Genomic DNA, 18700 nt, shown 5'->3' on the forward strand with positions numbered 1-18700 from the left:
AATAGGAAATAACACTATTGACTTTTAACGTGTGAATTAACATTAGATATCAACAAAAATATCAGGATCAGGTCCTAAACGTTTTTTCTGCTCAAGTGTTGTTATTTCCGCGACTTCCTCTTTTTCTAATTTAAAATCAAAAATGTGAAAGTTTTCTTCAATACGAGAAGGGGTGACAGATTTTGGAATAACCACCAGTCCACTATCTAAATGCCAACGTAACACAATTTGAGCGGGTGTTTTATGGTATTTTTCAGCCAGTTTTTGAATAATTGATTGATCAAATACACCCTCGCCGCCTTGGGCTAATGGGCTCCAGGATTCAGTCACAATATTGTGAGTCGTGTTCCATGCTCTTAATGGTGCTTGTTGCATTAATGGATGAATTTCAATTTGATTAATAACAGGAGTAACGCCCGTTTCAGTAATGATACGTTCGAGGTGCTCTTCTTTGAAATTACAGACACCGATACTTTTGACCAAACCTTCTTTTTGCAAGATGATCATTTGCTTCCACGTTTCAACATAAAGTTCACGTGATGGTGCTGGCCAATGTATTAAATAGAGGTCAATATAATCAAGTTGTAAACGCTGGAGACTTTCTAAGACAGCACCACGAGCATGGGTTTGATCGTTGTTCCATAATTTGGTTGTGATAAAGAGTTCATCACGAGGAACCGTCGTCTGTTTTAGCGCTTTACCTACACCTTCTTCATTGTGATAAATTGCCGCAGTATCAAAAAGACGATAGCCTGTATCAAGAGCGTGGTGAATAGCTTTAACCACTTGATGGTTATCTGCTTGCCAAACGCCAAGCCCTAATTGAGGTATTGCGTTGCCATCAGATAATTTGATTAGTTTAGGTTTATTCATTTATATCTCCAAAGTCGTATTAAAGTCCTTAGAGTGCCGCTGTATAAATACGTTGGCTGACTTCTAACGTGATATCTTGGTGCTCGCCCAGCGCTGTTTGTCCATGCTCTTCCAATTTTCGCACTAATGCGGGAATATCTTCTTCATTGATTTTGAAATCAGCCAGTCGAGTTCTAAGACCCATTAATTCAAAGAATTTTCGAGTTTCGTTAATCGCAGTTTCAATTTTAAAAGCGTCAGAACCTTGGTTTATACCCCAGACTTTTTGTGCATATTGGATTAACTTTTCATATTTAGCCTGTCGTTTTTCATTTAATAGGGCAGGTAAAACGATGGCGAGAGTTTGTGCATGATCAAGCCCGTGTAAAGCTGTGAGTTCGTGACCTAATGCATGCGTAGCCCAATCTTGAGGAACACCAACACCAAGGATGCCATTAAGGGCTTGTGATGCTGTCCACATAATATTAGCACGGATATCATAGTCTGTAGGTGATGTCAGCGCTTTTGGTCCTTGATCAATTAAAATACGTAAAAGGCCCTCTGCATATTCATCTTGTACACGAGCATTCACAGGATAAGTGAGATATTGCTCTAATATATGAATAAAAGCGTCTACAACCCCATTAGCCGTTTGTCTTGGGGGTAAAGAATAGGTAGTTGTAGGATCTAAAATGGCACAATGAGGGTAGACATAAGGACTGGAAAAGCTTTGTTTATCCATGGTCTGTTTTTTACTGATAACTGAAAAACTGTTTGTTTCTGTACCAGTTGCCGGAAGCGTTAATACGCAACTTAAAGGTAGGGCTTTTTCGATGACTTTACCGCGACTGGTAACAATTTCCCATGGCTCACCTTGATAGGGTACAGCAGCTGCAATAAATTTTGTCCCATCAATAACCGACCCGCCCCCTACGGCTAATAAATGCGTGATACCGTGATATCTTGCATAAGAGACGGCTTTCATCAATGTTTCATAAGAAGGGTTGGGTTCAATGCCACCGAATTCATGAATTTGATGGCTGGGAAGTGCAGTATAAATTTGGTCTAATACACCATTACGTTTAATACTACCCCCACCATAGGTCAGTAATATCCTTTCATTTTTTCCGATTTCAGAACGTAATTTTTCGATTTGACCTTGACCAAAATGAAGGCGAGTAGGGGAGTAATAAGTAAAGTTTTGCATGTTGTTTCCACCTTAAATTGATGTTCTGCGGGGTGACAATAAATCAGGAAAAATGTATTTATTGTATCTAGACGAAATAGCATGACATAACTATAACTGTAAGTTTGTAGAATTAAGAGGTGAATTATCTGCCTTAATGACTACAACGTCCTATCGTGTCGTAATTTATAAGGAGTTATATGGAAAGTCATTATTTAACATTAAACCAAGAACATTGGGATAAACAAGCTGCAATGGAGAATCAATGGTCTAAGCCTGTAAGCGATGGAGAAATTATCGCTGCAAAGCAAGGCGACTGGAAAGTTCATTTAACGCCTAACCCAGTTAAGAGTGAGTGGCTAGCTGATATTAAAGGTAAAAAAATACTCTGTTTAGCGTCTGCGGGTGGGCAACAAGCGCCTATTTTAGCTGCGGCTGGTGGTATTGTGACAGTATTTGATTTATCAGAAGGGCAATTAAGTAAAGATAGCCAATTGGCGCAAAAGCATCAGTTAGATTTGGTGGCAGTACAAGGAGATATGGCAGATCTAACAGCATTTGCTGATGAAAGTTTTGATATTATTTTTCATCCTATTTCCAATTTATATGTACCAGATGTAAATCCTGTTTGGCAAGAATGCTACCGTGTTTTGAAGAAAGGCGGTGTATTGATGGCGAGTTTTTATAATCCTGTTGTATTTGTTGATGATAGAGATCCGCAATTACGTTCTCAGGGACTAATGAGACCCACTTACCGCTTACCGTATAGTGATCAAGATTCATTGCCTTCAGACATTCTGCAAGAAAAAGTGGCCAAAGGTGATGGGCTTGTATTTGGTCATTCTTTAACTGATCTTATTGGTGGACAATTAGTGGCGGGTTTTCTTTTACAAGATTTTGTTGAAGATTTTGCCCCTCATGCTCGTTTTCTCGTTGATAGCTATATTCCAACATTCCTTGCTTCAAAAGCGATTAAGCTTTAAAGAGAAATAGAGTAAAAAGATCATGATTGTAATTAATATAAATGGATTTTTAGTCAGATATTAATAGATTAGGAGATAAAACAATGAACAACTGAACTTTTGAAGTATTAGATGATTAAAAACGCCATTATAATGTTTAAAATAATGGCGTTTTTTTGAATTACTTATTACTGGGGCTATTTTTACGATGGCGAATATACATTACGATAGAGCCAATTAAACCTGCGCTTAAGAGCAATACAGGCAGCGTCATCAAAATATTCATCACTAATGTTTCATGCTTTTGAATAAAGGGAATTAAATTCAATACATAACCCAGTGACACAATAATACCCACCCACAAAAAACCACTTAACCAGTTAAATATTTGAAAGCGACGTTGTTGTAATTCGGATAAGCCTGCTAACGTTGGTAATAATGTTCGTACAAAACCGATAAAGCGACCAATTAATAGTGCATACAAACCTTGGCGATGGAAAAGATCATTTGCCTTATGGTGATATTGCTCAGGTAATTGAGCCATCCAACGTTTAACTATTTTTGTATCACTTAACCAGCGACCTTGTAAAAAACCAAGCCAACTCCCAATACTGGCGGCAGTACCTAATACAATGATTGTCGGAAAGAAGTGTAAAACATCTTTTGCAATTAAGGCACCGCAAAGAATAAGCAGTGTATCTCCTGGTAAAAATGCTGCGGGTAACACCCCATTTTCCAGCATAATAATAACAAAAAGAACGATATAGATAACCCACAATACATTAGGATTAGCCAACACCATATAATCGTGTTGCAATAATGCGTGAATTATCTCTTTTAATGTACCCATCAGCGAACTCGCATTAAAAAAGACTTTATGTTCGCTATTCTAACGCAAAATAAAGACAACAGTTTGATTTAATCCCTGTGGAACCACAGGGATAGATTTTTTTTATAAAAATTTAATGATTAATTAAGAAATACGTAAAAATGCATGTTCAAGATCTTCAATTAAATCATCTACATTCTCTAATCCAATATGAACACGGAATAATGTGCCAGTAAATGTAGGTTGTGTTTCATATTGGCGCATCGCTTTAATGTCATTAGGTTGATAACCCAAAATTAAAGATTCAAATCCTCCCCATGAGAAAGCCATTTTAAATAATGAAAAATTATCTAAAAAAATCTCAAATTCTTCTGGTGAGAGGGTTTTTTTCAAACTAAAAGAGAATAATCCGTTACTGCCTGTGAAATCACGTTGGAAATATTCATGACCTGGGCAAGAGGCTAACGCAGGATGATAAACGCTATCAACTAATGGATGCTGTTTTAACCAACGAGCAACTTCTAATGCGCTTTGCTCATGTTGCTTCATTCTTACTGGTAATGTTCTTAATCCTCTTGCTGCCATATAAGCAGTATCAGGATCAACACATTGCCCTAATAGATAGGCATTTTCTCGTAACTGTTTCCAACAGCGTTCATTCGCTACAGCAAAACCTAACATGCCATCAGAGTGGCCATTAATATACTTTGTGGCAGATTGGATTGAAATATCGACACCAAAAGTAAGTGGTTTAAGCAGTAGCCCAGCAGCCCAAGTGTTATCAATCATAATAATGATTTCAGGATTATATTGGCGAACTGAGCTGACTATTCCTTGTATATCTTGAATTTCCATCGTGATTGAACCAGGGGATTCAAGAAAAACGATTTTTGTTTCAGGTCGCAGTAGTTGACTGATATTTCTACCTATTAATGGATCAAAATAGGTTGTTGCGACTGAAAACTTACGTAAGATCTGATCACAAAAGTTTTGCGTTGGATCATAAGCTGATCCTGTCACAAGAATATGAGAGCCTTGTTCGACAAACGCGAGTATAGACTGTGTAATAGCCGCCGCACCTGAAGGAAAAAGAGCACAACCTGCACCGTGTTCTAATTCAGTTAAAGCTTCTTGTAAAGCAAAATGAGTGGTTGTACCTCGACGCCCATAAAAAAGTGTACCCTCAGCGCGTTTTTTGGTTGCATCACGTTTTTGTGCAACTGAATCAAAAATAACAGATGAAGTGCGTTGTATAATAGGATTTACTGCGCCGTGAGAATATTTTTTAGCTCGACCAGAAAGGAGGAGTGAGGTTTCTTGTTTTTTTAGCGTCATCCTTAATACCTTCTTTTAATTGATGGTGTGTTTACTTCACGTTAATTCATTTTTTGGATAAGTACAAAAGACGATCGATGTAGTTGATAAAATTTCACGTTACGTGAAATAACGAGAATTTGTCTTAAAAATCGACAAATGAAAAAAAAATAGCCAAATAGTAATGATAATTACTATCAAAATGCTTCATGTTTGATATCATTTGAGCGTTTTCTCTTTCCTGATGGCAAACAGGATGATTGTAAGCGAACGATTTTGGGTAAGTAGTGACGGAAAACGTCATTGCTGAATAAATAAATAGATAAAAAAGAGAGTAAAAGGCCAACTGATGCGTAATTTGACAGCTTCTATTCTATTGGCAATCGGTCTGACAGGCTCTGCTTTTGCGGATACGACTCCTGCCACACCAACTGAACAGCCAACTACTGCTGCCGTTTCTTCAACAGCTTCTACACAGGGAACTGCTACAACTGCAACACCAACAACAGACTCATCTGCGAATACCAGCAATGAGGCTAAAGTACCGAGTTCTGAACCTGCTAAGCCTGAGGGTGAAAATACTTTACCTGCAACGGTTGAAAATGCAGAAAACACGGTAAATACTCCATCAGCGACAGAAAATTCATCACCAGCAGTAGAGCCAGAAATGGTTGCTGGTGGTGGGTTTGCAGAAGATTTATCCGTAATGGGCATGTATCGTAATGCCGATTTAGTCGTTAAAAGTGTCATGATTGGCTTACTGTTAGCTTCTATTGTGACGTGGGCGTTATTTTTCGCCAAAGGAAGCTACTTACTCTCATTACGTCGTCGATTAAGAAATGAAACAGCGCAATTAGTTGATGCTAAATCACTCAATGATGCTTTAACCATTAGCAAAAAATTTGGTAATAAGAGCGCGACTGCTGATTTCTTTAATGATGCTGAATTAGAGCGTACTTACTCTCAAGAAAGTAAAGTGGCATCAGGCATTAAAGAACGTGTTGAAATGCGTATGGAGCGTCGCGTTGCTGCCATTGTTCGTGAATTAGGCCGTGGTAATGGCTACTTAGCTACTATCGGTGCAATTTCTCCATTTATCGGTCTTTTTGGTACGGTTTGGGGAATTATGAACAGCTTTATTGGTATTGCACACTCTCAAACGACTAATTTAGCAGTTGTTGCTCCAGGGATTGCAGAAGCTTTATTAGCTACCGCGATTGGTCTGATTGCCGCCATCCCAGCAGTTATCATTTATAATATTTTTGCTCGTATGATCGCAGGTTATCGTGGTGAAATTGGTGATATTGCAACAGGTGTGGTGACATTAGTTAGCCGTGACTTAGATATCGAAAACAGCAAAGCAAGGTAATGAATTATGGCAATGCGTCTTGGTGATGATTCAGGTGATGATAATGAATTACATGATATCAATGTGACGCCTTTTATTGATGTCATGTTGGTTCTGCTCATTATCTTTATGGTAGCCGCGCCTTTAGCTACCGTTGATATAAAAGTAAATTTACCCGCTTCAAGTGCAAAACCACAGCCACGTCCTGAAAAGCCTGTCTATTTGACTATTAAGTCTGATAAGCAAATTTTCATTGGTGAAGAGATGGTCACGCATGAAACGATGGCTAATGTGTTAGATACGATGACACAAGCAAATAAAGAGACCACTATCTTTTTTCAAGCAGATAAAAGCGTTGATTATGAAACGTTAATGGCTGCCATGGATTCGTTAAGAAAGGCAGGGTATCTCAAAGTTGGATTAGTAGGGATGGAAACAGTCTCTACAGGTGGATAAAGTTTAGAAATACGCCATCCAACTAAGTATTATTACGCTATTTTAAAAGCACTTTATTTATCATTGTAAAATGATGAATAAGGTGCTTTTTTATTGTACAAAAAATTATACTTATATTTTTTATTGTTTTTAGTTATTAATGAGACAATTAATAAAATTGAGTTAGAATAAAATTTAGCTTTAGTGTTGAATAATATTAATAATAGATAGATTAATTTTAAGAATAAATAGTTAATTAAGTTACTTGGTAATAACGAGCTGAATCAATTAATGCTAAGTAGATATTATTATTTCAACTTACCTTACATTAATATTCATTAACTCTTCATTTTTTTTCACTTTTTGATTTGTTGATATTTTCTTTTTTAAGTTAAATCTCCTTATAACCATATGATTAGTAATGTTTTTGTGTAAATTTGATTTAAGTGTAAAAATACTTGCGCAAAAAATCTTATTGGATATAATGCATCCACGTTACAAATTGAAACATTCTGTTACGTACAAGAACGCCTAATTTGTTTATTATCTAAGTTATCCGTATTTGGATACTTATTTTTTTATTGCACCAGGTAGACCGTTGTTTTCAGTCATTCCAATTTCTGATAAGTAGATTTTATTTACTTATTCAAACCACTTCTTATTTTTGATAAGCGGTGAGTAAAATAAAACGTGAAAGGCAGAGAACTACACATAGCATTTTATTATTTTAATAAATTTAAAGGCCATAACATTTCGGTGTTATGACTTTTTATTTTGTTGACTGATTCTATTTTTATCATTATTTTTGTCGTTCCTGTCGTTCCTGTCGTTCCTGTCGTTCCTGTCGTTCCTGTCGTTCCTGTCGTTCCTGTCGTTCCTGTCGTTCCTGTCGTTCCTGTCGTTCCTAAATTTTAGTCTAAAGGGGAGATGCTTTGCTTTGGGTTTATCTCTTATTCTTTATAAGGTCTTTGTTAGATTGAAAACTACAACCAGTTAACAAAGTGCTTTTCTATTTTTTAGATTTATGACCACTTCTTTTATCTATTCTCACAAAAAAAAGAAATATGCTTTATTTGGGGATTTTTTATCGATAATTTGTGCTTTTTTTATCCACAATAACAACAAGGATTTAACATGAAAATTTATTTAGGCTAATTTCATTATAAACTCGATATGTTATAAAATAACTTAATGTAATTATCGCACTTGATTACTAATTAGTAATAATTAATGATCTTATCTTTTGAATGTTATCACACATCAATATGTATTTAATTTTACAACGGTTTTACGCTAGGATATTAGCTTATTCCAAAAGCGAATATACATATAACTATATGAAAAATGATAAGAAAAACAGGTTAATTTGTGATTAAAAAGTAAACAGGATCATAATAATTAAAAAATAATAACAAATGAAGATTGGATAAATTAGTAATTAAAATAGACTGAAATTAAATATATTAATGTAATGATTTCTTGTTTATGAAATGCAATTTTTAACATTATTTATGATGTAATATAAAGGTTGATAATATGAAAACAAGAGTCATCATTATAATTAAAAAATATATTAAAACTTATCTTTAATAATTTTTTTTAGAAAATTGAAAATATTAATTATTAATTTTGTATTATTTTAAATATATTGTCTTATAAATTGAGTATTTTTTGATTAATTTGTATCACATTGATTTATAATAACTAATAAATTTTAATCTCTCTATCTTTTGAGATAATGAGAATTATTTCTATTTAAATTATCATTACTAAATAGCATTTTAATAATTTTAAAATGACGAAATATATAAAAGATAGGTGTTAAACCTTATATTGCTGAAACGTTTTTACTCACATAAAAGAATAATTTATTTTTTAATGAATTATCGCTTGATAATGATCAAGTCATTATTGTGTCGGAGTGTTAAAAAGGCGGTGTTTTAAAATTATTCCAATTAAAAATCATCATATCAGGAGAGATATATGGCCTTGGGGAATAATGTTTTTTCCCATCATGGTATTAACCGACGCGATTTTATGAAATTGTGTGCTGCGTTGTCAGCTACCATGGGATTAAGCGGCAAAGCAGCCGCAGAAATGTCAGAAGCAATGGCGTCATCTGAGCGCCCACCCGTTATCTGGATTGGTGCTCAGGAGTGTACAGGGTGTACGGAGTCTTTATTACGTGCAACTCACCCGACTCTGGAAAACCTAGTACTTGATGTTATCGCACTTGAATATCATGAAGTGCTTTCTTCAGCTTTTGGTGATCAAGCTGAAGAAAATAAACACAATGCGATGGAGAAATATAAAGGTAAGTACGTTCTCGTTGTCGATGGTTCAATCCCAGACAAAGATGGCGGTGTTTACTGTATGGTTGCAGGAAAACCTATTCTTGAGCATATCAAAGAAGCCGCTGAAGGGGCCGCTGCGATTATTGCGATTGGTTCATGTTCTGCATGGGGTGGTGTACCAGCAACTGGGGGGAACCCAACAGGTGCTAAATCATTGGAAGCAATTTTACCGGGTAAAACCGTTATTAATATTCCAGGATGTCCACCAAATCCACATAATTTCTTAGCAACTGTTGCACATATTATTACTTTCAACAAATTACCTAAGTTAGATAGCAAAAACAGACCGCTTTTTGCTTATGAGCGTTTAATTCACGAAAACTGTGAACGTCGCCCTCATTTTGATGCGGGTCGTTTTGCTAAAGAATTTGGTGATGAAGGTCATCGCCAAGGTTGGTGTTTATACCATTTAGGCTGTAAAGGCCCTGAAACCTATGGTAACTGCCCAACATTGGAATTCTGTGATGTCGGTGGTGGAATTTGGCCTGTGGGTATCGGTCACCCTTGTTACGGATGTAACGAAGAAGGGATTGGCTTTACTAAAGGTATTTTCCAATTAGCGAATGTTTATCAGCCAACACCAAAAGCGCAAGTGCCTGATGTTAATGCGAAAGAAGGTGGTGGCGTGTCTTATGGTGCTGCGGGCTTGCTCGGTGCTGTCGTAGGTGCTGTCGCCGGTGTCAGTGTGATGGCGGTGCGTCAATTAGGCCGTGACAAGAATGCCACAGGAGCCTCACAGGAGGATAAACGGTGAATAGGCGTCATTTCTTTAAGCTGGCATCAGGTGGGGTTCTCCTTGCGGGAATGGCTCCCACTGCGAGTCATGCTGCGGCGCAGAACCGTCCCCCAATTCCTGGGTCTCTCGGTATGCTCTATGACTCTACATTATGTGTAGGCTGTCAAGCATGTGTCACAAAATGTCAGGAAATCAATCACCCGGAGCCAATGGAGCGTGGTGATACTTACGCCAATGGTGATCCGATTTGGTCAAACAATGACAAATTAAGTCCTTACACAAATAACATTATTCAAATTTGGCGTGATGGTACTGGTGAAAATAAAGACCAACTGGAAAACGGTTATGCCTTTATTAAGAAACAATGTATGCATTGTGTCGATGCAAACTGTGTTTCTGTTTGTCCTGTTTCTGCGTTAACTAAAGATCCAAAAACCGGTATTGTCCATTATCACGCTGATATCTGTACAGGTTGTCGTTACTGTATGGTGGGATGCCCTTATAACATTCCAAAATACGACTATGACGATCCATTTGGTAAGCTCTATAAATGTGAGCTTTGTAACCAAAAAGGTGTTGAGCGTTTAGACAAAGGCTTATTACCAGGTTGTGTTGAAGTGTGCCCAACAGGTGCGGTTATTTTCGGTACACGAGAAGAATTGCTTGAAGAAGCAAAACGTCGTTTAGCGAAAAAAGCGGGTGAGGAATACCATTACCCACGTCAAACCATTAGTGGTGGCGATACTTATCTGCATAAAATTCCTGAATATCAAGACCATATCTATGGTGAGTTTGAAGGTGGCGGTACGCAAGTCATGGTACTTTCAGCGGTGCCTTTCGACAATTTAGGTATGCCAGAAGTAGCACCATTATCTACAGGTGCGCGTTCTGAACATATTCAACACACGCTTTATAAAGGCATGGTATTACCAATAGCAGCCCTTGCAGGGATCACCTATTTGGTTAACCGTAATAGTAAAAAACAAGAGCAAGAACACCACAAGGAGGATAACGATGTCGAGTCATGATCCTCGTCCACTTGGCGGTAAGTTATTTACTCTCGCTGTAAGAGTGTTTTTACCGCTTGCTGTGCTCGGTTTTATTCTTATTGGTAAGCGTTTGGTATTAGGTCTGGGTGATGTCTCTGACCTGAATGGGGGATACCCTTGGGGTATTTGGATTGCTTTTGACTTATTGATAGGAACAGGCTTTGCATGTGGCGGTTGGGCACTTGCATGGGCTGTTTATGTCTTTAATAAAGGCGAGTTTCACCCATTAGTGCGTCCTGCATTATTAGCGAGCTTGTTCGGCTATTCATTAGGTGGTTTATCCATTGCTATTGATATTGGTCGTTATTGGAACATGCCTCACTTCTTTATGCCGCAATACTTTAACGTTAACTCAGTGTTGTTTGAAACAGCGACCTGTATGACCATCTATATTATGGTGATGGCATTAGAATTCTTACCTGCGTTATTAGAACGTTTAGGCTGGAAAGTGTCGTTGAAACGTCTTAACAAAGCGATGTTCTTTATTATTGGTCTTGGTGCTTTACTACCAACCATGCACCAATCCTCAATGGGGTCATTAATGATTTCAGCGGGTTGGAAAGTACATCCACTGTGGCAATCTTATGAGATGTTACCTGTTTTCTCCCTGTTAACTGCTTTTCTTCTTGGTTTCACTATCGTTATTTTTGAAGGTTCTTTGCTAAAAGCAAGTCGCACCATGAATGATGATGAAACACCACTATTTACCAAGTTAACTAAAGTAATCGAAGTGCTACTGATTGCGTTCTTGGTCTGTCGTTGGGGTGAAATTATTTGGAACGGTAAACTGAGTTATATCGGAAATGGAGATATGTTCTCGTGGTTATTTATTGCTGAAAGTGCATTGTTATTACTTCCTCTTATTTTGATGCATTTAAATAATAACCGTCGTAGTCCAAAAATGCTGTTTGTCTGTGCTGTCTTTATCTTAATCGGCGCAGCAATGTGGCGTATGAACTACTCTTTAGTTGCTTACAACCCAGGCAATGGTTACCACTATTTCCCAACAGCAAGTGAATTGCTGATTTCTATTGGTTTCGTTGCATTTGAAGTAACAGCTTACATTCTTATTATCCGTTTACTGCCGGTTTTACCTGCACAAACAGACTCAAATATACAATTAAAAAAGGCTGAGGTTAAATCATGAGCCAACGCATTACTATTGATCCTATTACCCGTATTGAAGGGCATTTACGCGTCGATTGTGAAATTGATAACGGAAAAGTTGTTAAGGCTTGGTCTTCCGGTACCATGTGGCGTGGAATGGAGGAGATCCTAAAAGGAAGCGATCCTCGTGATGCATGGATTATCGTGCAACGTATTTGTGGTGTTTGTACGACAGTTCACGCAATTGCCTCAGTACGCGCTGTAGAAGATGCTTTAGGTATGGATATTCCTGTGAATGCGCAGTATATCCGTAACTTGATTTTAGGTTCACATATCATCCATGACCATATCGTCCACTTCTACCAGCTTTCTGCGATGGATTGGGTTGATATCACATCAGCATTACAAGCCGATCCTGAAAAAGCATCAGCGATGTTAAAAGGGGTTTCTGAATGGCATCTGAACTCTGCCGAAGAATTCAGAAAAGTACAGAAAAAAATCCAAGGTTTAGTGGACAGTGGCCAGTTAGGTATTTTTGCTAATGGCTACTGGGGTCACTCAGCCATGAAATTGCCACCAGAAGTTAACCTAATTGCGGTTGCTCACTACCTGCAAGCACTTGAGTGTCAGCGTGATGCAAACCGTATTGTGGCTATTTTGGGCGGTAAAACACCTCATATCCAAAACTTGGCTGTGGGCGGTGTGGCTAACCCGATTAATCTTGATGCGCCAAGTGTTCTCAACTTAGAACGTTTAATGTACGTGAAAAGCTTTATCGATAAACTAGGTGATTTTGTTAACCAAGTTTATAAAGTAGATACTGCTATTTTTGCGGCTTATTACCCTGAATGGTTAAAAATCGGTAAAGGTGCTAACTACTATCTGTCTGTACCTGAATTACCAATTAATGGTAATAACACAGAGTTCTTACTGTCTGGTGGTTATATGGAAGGGATTGATTTCTCTACTTATCGCCCAATTAAAGACTGGAAAGATCAAAACCTGAAAGATGGTATCGAAGAAAGTGGTAAACACGCATGGTATGAAGATGATGAACCATTAAAACCATGGGAAGGCTTAACTCGTCCTAAATACACTGGTTGGGATGAGAACAACAAGTACTCATGGGTTAAATCACCAACATTCTATGGCAAACCTGTAGAAGTTGGCACGTTAGCATGGTTAGTGTGTGGGTTAGCAGGTAAGCACGAAGGAACTGTTAGAAACTACAACGATATCAATAAGATCTATACTCAATTAACCGGTGAAACACTGGTGACAGAGCAACTAGAATCGACTTGGGGACGCATCATTGGACGTACTGTCCATGCATGTGTGTTACAAGAATCACTGGCTTCTTTATGGCAATCACTGGTTGATAATATCGGCCGTGGTGATACAGCTGCCTTTATTAAACCAGAGTTTGAACCAGGTAAAGAGTATCGTGGTGTCGGTTTCGAAGAAGCCTCTCGTGGTATGTTATCTCACTGGATCGTGTTTAAAGACGGTAAAATCACTAACTATCAGGCAGTTGTTCCATCAACATGGAATGCGGGTCCTCGTAATTTTAATGATGAACCGGGTCCTTATGAACTCTCACTAGTGGGCACACCTGTTGCTGATCCGAAAAAACCGTTAGAAGTGGTAAGAACGATCCACTCCTTTGACCCATGTATGGCATGTGCTGTGCATATGGTTGATTTAACAGGTAAAGAGCTAAGTAAGGTGAAGGTATTATAATGCGAACTCTCGTCTTAGGTATTGGTAATTTATTACTAAGCGATGAAGGCATTGGTGTTCGTATAGTAGAGGCGCTCGAAGAGCGCTTCTCTTTACCAGAGAACGTCGATGTTATTGATGGTGGCACATCAGGTATGGAAATTTTGCAAGATATTGCAGCAAGAGACCTCCTGATTGTTGCCGATGCGGTAAGAAGTAATCATGAACCAGGCAGTATTTTTATCTTACATGATGATGATGTTCCGGCACTTTTTACACAGAAAATTTCTCCTCATCAATTAGGTTTATCTGATGTATTAATGGCTTTACGTATGACGGATGAATTTCCTCGTAAGCTTATTTTAGTGGGTATTGAACCTGCATCATTAGAGCCAAGTATGTCACTGTCTGATATTGGTGAAAAATCAATGGAAATTGCGTTAGAGCACGTAGTGAATATTTTGCGTGAATACGGTATTCCAGTGACACCAAAAGAGGTAATCGCATGAGTGAATTAAGCTGGGATATCGTCGGTTATGATGAACCCCCTGTTGAGTTACTTGAAACCCGCTTTAGTGAAATCGCTGAAAAAGAGATGAAAGGATTGCCTTTTTATCGAGAAGGTATTCCGGTTAAAGCGGGAGGCTTTAGACTGTTTGAAAATCAATGGATTGGATCGATCCTGACGCCTTGGATGTTAGAGTTGGTGGTTTTTCCAGGACCTTCACAAGAATGGCCACATCGGCAAGTAGGTGATCGTATCGGGTTAGAATTACCTTGTGGACAGATTAAATTTGTTGTGGGCGAGCTTGCGGGGGGTATGCAATATCTTGCTTGTTCATTAATGTCACCACTTGATAGACACCTAACAGGTGAACATGCTGTTGAGTTGGTTGAAAATAGTGTAAAAATGGCACTTTCTCTTCCTGTTCAGACACAATCCGTAGCAGAAGTTGATTTAAGTCGTCGTTCTCTCTTCCGTGGTCAGTTAAGATCATAGTGTAGAAATTTTACGCGACACAGAGTCACATTCTTCTTATTGAATAGTACAGGAGTCAGAATATGTGTAGCACTTGCGGTTGTGGCGAAGGCAATGTCAGAATTGAAGGCGTAGAGCCTCATTCACATGAACACCACCATCATCATTCTCACGACCATGATCATCACGACCACGGTCATCATCATGATCACGACCATCATGGGCATGATCACCATCATGAACACAAGGCTACTCCAGCGAATACTGTTCATAAATATATTGATAAGTCTGAACAAAAGCATAAGCATAACTACGAAACCAATGGTCAGCCTATCATTGTTCATCACCACTATTATCATAACAGTGGCGATGTTCATCTCCATTTTCATAACGATACACAGCTAAACGAAACCCCAGTTTTCCATGAGCATCATCATGGGCATGACGATCATCATCAGCATGATCATCATGAGCACGATCACTCACATAGTCACTCTCACGAACATGCTCACGATCATAGTCATGAGCATTCTCACAACCATCAGCACGATCACGAGCATGAGCATGAAGAGCAATTTAGCCCAGTGATTGAAAATCAGAATATGCATTATGGCCAAGGTGAAGCAGGAACACATGCTCCTGGTATTAGCCAAAAGCGTATGCTGAAAATTGAAATGGATGTGTTGGATAAAAATAACCGCATTGCTGTTCATAACCGTGAACATTTTGAACAACAAAATGTACTGGCATTGAATTTAGTTTCAAGCCCCGGCTCCGGTAAAACGACACTGTTAACACAAACGTTAAAACAGTTAGCACAACGAGTCCCTTGTGCCGTGATCGAAGGTGATCAGCAAACCACCAATGATGCTGATCGTATCCGTGAAACGGGTGTTCCTGCAATTCAAGTGAATACAGGTAAAGGTTGTCACCTTGATGCACAAATGGTGCATGATGCGACACACCAATTAGGCTTACAAGATAACAGCGTTCTCTTTATTGAAAACGTGGGTAACTTAGTATGCCCAGCCAGTTTTGATCTGGGTGAAAAACATAAAGTCGCTATTCTTTCTGTCACTGAAGGCGAAGATAAACCACTGAAATATCCGCATATGTTTGCTGCGGCTGATTTAATGATTATCAACAAGATTGATTTAGTGCCCCATCTTAATATTGATATTCAAACCTGTATCGAATCTGCTCGCCGTGTTAATCCTAATATCGAAATCATTGCATTATCGGCAACCACCGGTGAAGGTATGGAAGCGTGGTTAGCTTGGTTGGAGAGTCGTTTATGTGCTTAGGTGTTCCGGCTAAGATTGTTGAGGTGGGCGAAGACGTCCACCAACTCGCTTATGCTGAAGTGAGTGGCGTTAAACGAGCTGTTAATATTTCAATGGTATGTGAAGGCGAACCCAATGAATTATTAGGTAAATGGGTGCTAATTCATGTGGGGTTTGCCATGAGTATTCTTGATGAGCAAGAAGCACAAGATACCCTTGATGCATTACAGCATGTTTATGGTGTAACCCTTGAAGAGGCTGATGATGCAGTACGTTGATGAATTTCGCGATCCCGAACTTGCTAAAGCTTTGTTAGCCCAAATTCGTGAAACTATTTCACAATGGCCTCACCCTATCACACGCCCATTACAAATCATGGAAGTGTGTGGTGGGCATACACATGCCATTTTTAAATTTGGTCTAGACCGCTTATTACCAGAAGAAATTGAGTTTGTTCATGGACCAGGTTGCCCTGTTTGTGTATTACCTATGGGGCGAATTGATGCCTGTTTAGAAATTGCAGCACGTCCTGATGTGATTTTTTGCACATTTGGTGATGCAATGCGTGTGCCGGGTCGTAATGGTTCAATGCTGGATGCGCGTCGTCGTGGTAGCGATATTCGTATTGTTTACTCACCGCTTGATTCACTAAAAATTGCACAAGATAACCCAGATAAACAAGTTGTTTTCTTCGGTTTAGGTTTTGAAACAACCATGCCAAGCACTGCAATGACGCTACAACAAGCAAAATTGCGTGGACTTAAAAACTTTTCTCTATTTTGTCAGCACATAACTATCGTATCTACTTTGCGTTGTTTGTTAGAGCAAGACGATGTTCGCATTGATGGCTTTATTGCACCGGGACATGTAAGTATGGTGATTGGATGTACACCATATCAACCGCTATGTGATGAATTTGAAAAGCCTTTTGTGGTGACAGGATTTGAACCATTAGACTTATTGCAAGCTATACTGATGGTCATTAAACAGCTTAAAGCAAAAGCAGAAAATGCAGATTATGTTTTAAGTATTGAAAACCAATATAGTCGCATTGTACCAAACGAAGGTAATAAGCTGGCGCAAAAAGCGCTGAAAGATGTCTTTATGTTAAAAGAAACCAGTGAATGGCGAGGATTGGGCGAGATCCCGATGTCAGGTATTCAATTAACACCCGCTTATTCTGAGTTTGATGCGGAGTTACGTTTTACACCCGCACCACAAAAAGTGGCAGATAATCCACAATCTCGCTGCGGTGATGTATTAACAGGACGATGCAAACCTTCCGATTGCCCGCTATTTGGCAAAAGCTGTACGCCAGAAACCGCATTAGGTGCTTTAATGGTGTCATCAGAAGGGGCATGTGCGGCTTATTATCAGTATCGCCGTGAAGGTAATATATGAAACAACCTGATGAAATCACCTTAGCCCAAGGTAATGGTGGGCAAGGTATGCAACAACTGATCGAAGGCCTGTTTTTAAAAGCGTTCGATAATCCGTTATTAAATGAAAAAGAAGATCAAGCGCGGATCACGTTAAATGAGTTAACGGCTCTTGGTGATCGTCTTGCTTTTAGTACAGACAGCTATGTGATTGATCCGATCATTTTTCCCGGTGGAAACATTGGTAAATTGTCTGTATGTGGCACTGCTAACGATCTTTCCGTCGGTGGTGCTGTGCCTCGTTACCTGTCATGTGGTTTTATTCTTGAAGAAGGGCTACCATTTGAAACCCTTGAAGTGCTTGTATTAGCGATGGCAAAAGCAGCTTCACAAGCAGGAATACAAATTGTCACAGGGGATACCAAAGTGGTTCCTCGTGGTGCTGCAGATAAGATCTTTATCAATACTGCGGGCATTGGCGTTATTCCAACCCAAATTAATTGGGCCGCAAGCAATATCAAAGCCGGTGATAAGATCTTAGTGAGTGGTACGATTGGTGATCATGGTGCAACAATCCTTAATCTTCGTGAAAATTTAGGATTAGAAGCGGATCTACAAAGTGACTGTGCTGTTCTTGAACCAATGATTGCACCTTTACGTCAAATTGAAGGTATTCGTGCATTACGTGATGCAACACGAGGCGGAGTGACCGCTATTTTGCATGAGTTTGCCCAAGCCAGCGGTTGCGGCATGAATGTACATGAAAGCAAATTGCCAATGAAACAAGCCGTTCGTGGTGTGTGTGAATTATTAGGCCTTGAAGCACTTAATTTTGCTAACGAAGGTAAAATCGTTTTAGTAGTATCGCCTGACGTTGAAGCACAAGTTATTGACGCTTTACATCAACACCCTTTAGGTAAAGATGCTTGTACTATCGGTGAAGTTACAACTGATAACTATATTCGTTTAACTGGAATTTTCGGTACAAGTCGAATTCTAGACTTACCTTATAACGAACCTCTGCCTCGTATTTGCTAAACACTTCTTCCCCCACTTATAAATGAGAATTATGGCTGAATTTATAAGTGGGATAAGTTATCTGCCTGTTACAAAAACTTTGTTATAACGCAAATTTCCTTCATTTATCTGAATACTGACTCTTTGATAA

General features: G+C 38.8%; 18 protein-coding genes. 14 read left to right on the forward strand and 4 right to left on the reverse strand.

All coding sequences use genetic code 11. The features are described 5' to 3' along the window. Positions 1-42: 42 nt before the first annotated feature. Positions 43-873: a 2,5-didehydrogluconate reductase DkgA gene (gene dkgA, locus GTH24_RS03150; RefSeq protein ID WP_072069450.1), complete on the reverse strand. Its 831-nt coding sequence runs from the start codon at positions 871-873 to the stop codon at positions 43-45. 28 nt (positions 874-901) lie between these two features. Next, entirely contained in the window at positions 902-2059 is a 1158-nt protein-coding gene (locus GTH24_RS03155; protein ID WP_072069449.1) for an iron-containing alcohol dehydrogenase, read from the reverse strand. A gap of 179 nt (positions 2060-2238) precedes the next feature. On the opposite strand from GTH24_RS03155, the gene GTH24_RS03160 reads away from it, so the two are divergent. After that, positions 2239-3021 (forward strand): class I SAM-dependent methyltransferase, encoded by a 783-nt coding sequence (locus GTH24_RS03160; protein WP_164525940.1) that lies wholly within the window; start codon positions 2239-2241, stop codon positions 3019-3021. Positions 3022-3181: 160 nt separating this feature from the next. On the opposite strand, the gene GTH24_RS03165 is transcribed toward GTH24_RS03160, so the two are convergent. Next, positions 3182-3850 carry a DedA family protein gene (locus GTH24_RS03165; RefSeq protein WP_072069447.1) on the reverse strand — a complete coding sequence of 223 codons (669 nt, stop codon included), beginning with the start codon at positions 3848-3850 and terminating at the stop codon, positions 3182-3184. Between the two features lie 123 nt (positions 3851-3973). Beyond that, positions 3974-5164: a cystathionine beta-lyase gene (gene metC, locus GTH24_RS03170; protein WP_164525941.1), complete on the reverse strand. Its 1191-nt coding sequence runs from the start codon at positions 5162-5164 to the stop codon at positions 3974-3976. Between the two features lie 328 nt (positions 5165-5492). Between metC and exbB the strand changes: the two genes are divergently transcribed. The 13 genes from exbB to hypE all read left to right on the forward strand — a co-directional run bounded on the left by exbB (position 5493) and on the right by hypE (position 18570). Then, positions 5493-6512 carry a tonB-system energizer ExbB gene (gene exbB / locus GTH24_RS03175; RefSeq protein WP_072069445.1) on the forward strand — a complete coding sequence of 340 codons (1020 nt, stop codon included), beginning with the start codon at positions 5493-5495 and terminating at the stop codon, positions 6510-6512. 6 nt (positions 6513-6518) lie between these two features. Then, positions 6519-6947 carry a TonB system transport protein ExbD gene (gene exbD, locus GTH24_RS03180; protein WP_072069444.1) on the forward strand — a complete coding sequence of 143 codons (429 nt, stop codon included), beginning with the start codon at positions 6519-6521 and terminating at the stop codon, positions 6945-6947. A gap of 756 nt (positions 6948-7703) precedes the next feature. Next, positions 7704-7841 carry a hypothetical protein gene (locus GTH24_RS03185; protein WP_164525942.1) on the forward strand — a complete coding sequence of 46 codons (138 nt, stop codon included), beginning with the start codon at positions 7704-7706 and terminating at the stop codon, positions 7839-7841. Positions 7842-8909: 1068 nt separating this feature from the next. Beyond that, positions 8910-10034, forward strand: coding sequence for a hydrogenase 2 small subunit (hybO, locus tag GTH24_RS03190; protein WP_072069443.1), 1125 nt, complete (start codon positions 8910-8912; stop codon positions 10032-10034). Further along, on the forward strand, positions 10031-11044 hold the full coding sequence (gene hybA, locus GTH24_RS03195) for a hydrogenase 2 operon protein HybA (RefSeq protein WP_036911746.1): 1014 nt from the start codon (positions 10031-10033) through the stop codon (positions 11042-11044). The genes hybO and hybA overlap by 4 nt, the downstream gene beginning before the upstream one ends. After that, on the forward strand, positions 11031-12212 hold the full coding sequence (gene hybB, locus GTH24_RS03200; protein ID WP_072069442.1) for a Ni/Fe-hydrogenase cytochrome b subunit: 1182 nt from the start codon (positions 11031-11033) through the stop codon (positions 12210-12212). Before hybA ends, hybB begins: the two co-directional genes overlap by 14 nt. After that, positions 12209-13912, forward strand: coding sequence for a hydrogenase 2 large subunit (hybC, locus tag GTH24_RS03205; RefSeq protein ID WP_072069441.1), 1704 nt, complete (start codon positions 12209-12211; stop codon positions 13910-13912). The genes hybB and hybC overlap by 4 nt, the downstream gene beginning before the upstream one ends. Next, complete coding sequence (locus GTH24_RS03210) at positions 13912-14400, forward strand: HyaD/HybD family hydrogenase maturation endopeptidase (protein WP_072069440.1); 489 nt, start codon at positions 13912-13914, stop codon at positions 14398-14400. Before hybC ends, GTH24_RS03210 begins: the two co-directional genes overlap by 1 nt. Beyond that, entirely contained in the window at positions 14397-14891 is a 495-nt protein-coding gene (hybE, locus tag GTH24_RS03215) for a hydrogenase-2 assembly chaperone (RefSeq protein WP_115350487.1), read from the forward strand. The genes GTH24_RS03210 and hybE overlap by 4 nt, the downstream gene beginning before the upstream one ends. 62 nt (positions 14892-14953) lie before the next feature. Beyond that, the gene (hypB, locus tag GTH24_RS03220) at positions 14954-16174 is read left to right on the forward strand and encodes a hydrogenase nickel incorporation protein HypB (protein WP_072069438.1); all 1221 of its coding nucleotides are present in this window, start codon (positions 14954-14956) and stop codon (positions 16172-16174) included. Next, a complete protein-coding gene (hybG, locus tag GTH24_RS03225) occupies positions 16165-16431 on the forward strand; it encodes a hydrogenase maturation factor HybG (RefSeq protein ID WP_072069437.1) in 267 nt (88 codons plus the stop codon). The genes hypB and hybG overlap by 10 nt, the downstream gene beginning before the upstream one ends. After that, positions 16418-17554, forward strand: a complete 1137-nt coding sequence (gene hypD, locus GTH24_RS03230; protein ID WP_164526902.1) for a hydrogenase formation protein HypD — start codon at positions 16418-16420, stop codon at positions 17552-17554. The genes hybG and hypD overlap by 14 nt, the downstream gene beginning before the upstream one ends. Further along, complete coding sequence (gene hypE, locus GTH24_RS03235) at positions 17551-18570, forward strand: hydrogenase expression/formation protein HypE (RefSeq protein ID WP_164525943.1); 1020 nt, start codon at positions 17551-17553, stop codon at positions 18568-18570. Before hypD ends, hypE begins: the two co-directional genes overlap by 4 nt. The last annotated feature ends 130 nt before the right edge of the window (positions 18571-18700 follow it).

It is taken from the genome of Proteus vulgaris, from assembly GCF_011045815.1.
Taxonomy (GTDB): domain Bacteria; phylum Pseudomonadota; class Gammaproteobacteria; order Enterobacterales; family Enterobacteriaceae; genus Proteus; species Proteus vulgaris_B.

What these genes read in the sequence shown, in the direction of transcription:
- dkgA (WP_072069450.1), bottom strand. Translation starts at nt 873, where the DNA reads ATGAATAAACCTAAACTAATCAAATTATCTGATGGCAACGCAATACCT.
- GTH24_RS03155 (WP_072069449.1), bottom strand. Translation starts at nt 2,059, where the DNA reads ATGCAAAACTTTACTTATTACTCCCCTACTCGCCTTCATTTTGGTCAA.
- GTH24_RS03160 (WP_164525940.1), top strand. Translation starts at nt 2,239, where the DNA reads ATGGAAAGTCATTATTTAACATTAAACCAAGAACATTGGGATAAACAA.
- GTH24_RS03165 (WP_072069447.1), bottom strand. Translation starts at nt 3,850, where the DNA reads ATGGGTACATTAAAAGAGATAATTCACGCATTATTGCAACACGATTAT.
- metC (WP_164525941.1), bottom strand. Translation starts at nt 5,164, where the DNA reads ATGACGCTAAAAAAACAAGAAACCTCACTCCTCCTTTCTGGTCGAGCT.
- exbB (WP_072069445.1), top strand. Translation starts at nt 5,493, where the DNA reads ATGCGTAATTTGACAGCTTCTATTCTATTGGCAATCGGTCTGACAGGC.
- exbD (WP_072069444.1), top strand. Translation starts at nt 6,519, where the DNA reads ATGGCAATGCGTCTTGGTGATGATTCAGGTGATGATAATGAATTACAT.
- hybO (WP_072069443.1), top strand. Translation starts at nt 8,910, where the DNA reads ATGGCCTTGGGGAATAATGTTTTTTCCCATCATGGTATTAACCGACGC.
- hybB (WP_072069442.1), top strand. Translation starts at nt 11,031, where the DNA reads ATGTCGAGTCATGATCCTCGTCCACTTGGCGGTAAGTTATTTACTCTC.
- hybC (WP_072069441.1), top strand. Translation starts at nt 12,209, where the DNA reads ATGAGCCAACGCATTACTATTGATCCTATTACCCGTATTGAAGGGCAT.
- GTH24_RS03210 (WP_072069440.1), top strand. Translation starts at nt 13,912, where the DNA reads ATGCGAACTCTCGTCTTAGGTATTGGTAATTTATTACTAAGCGATGAA.
- hybE (WP_115350487.1), top strand. Translation starts at nt 14,397, where the DNA reads ATGAGTGAATTAAGCTGGGATATCGTCGGTTATGATGAACCCCCTGTT.
- hypB (WP_072069438.1), top strand. Translation starts at nt 14,954, where the DNA reads ATGTGTAGCACTTGCGGTTGTGGCGAAGGCAATGTCAGAATTGAAGGC.
- hybG (WP_072069437.1), top strand. Translation starts at nt 16,165, where the DNA reads ATGTGCTTAGGTGTTCCGGCTAAGATTGTTGAGGTGGGCGAAGACGTC.
- hypD (WP_164526902.1), top strand. Translation starts at nt 16,418, where the DNA reads ATGCAGTACGTTGATGAATTTCGCGATCCCGAACTTGCTAAAGCTTTG.
- hypE (WP_164525943.1), top strand. Translation starts at nt 17,551, where the DNA reads ATGAAACAACCTGATGAAATCACCTTAGCCCAAGGTAATGGTGGGCAA.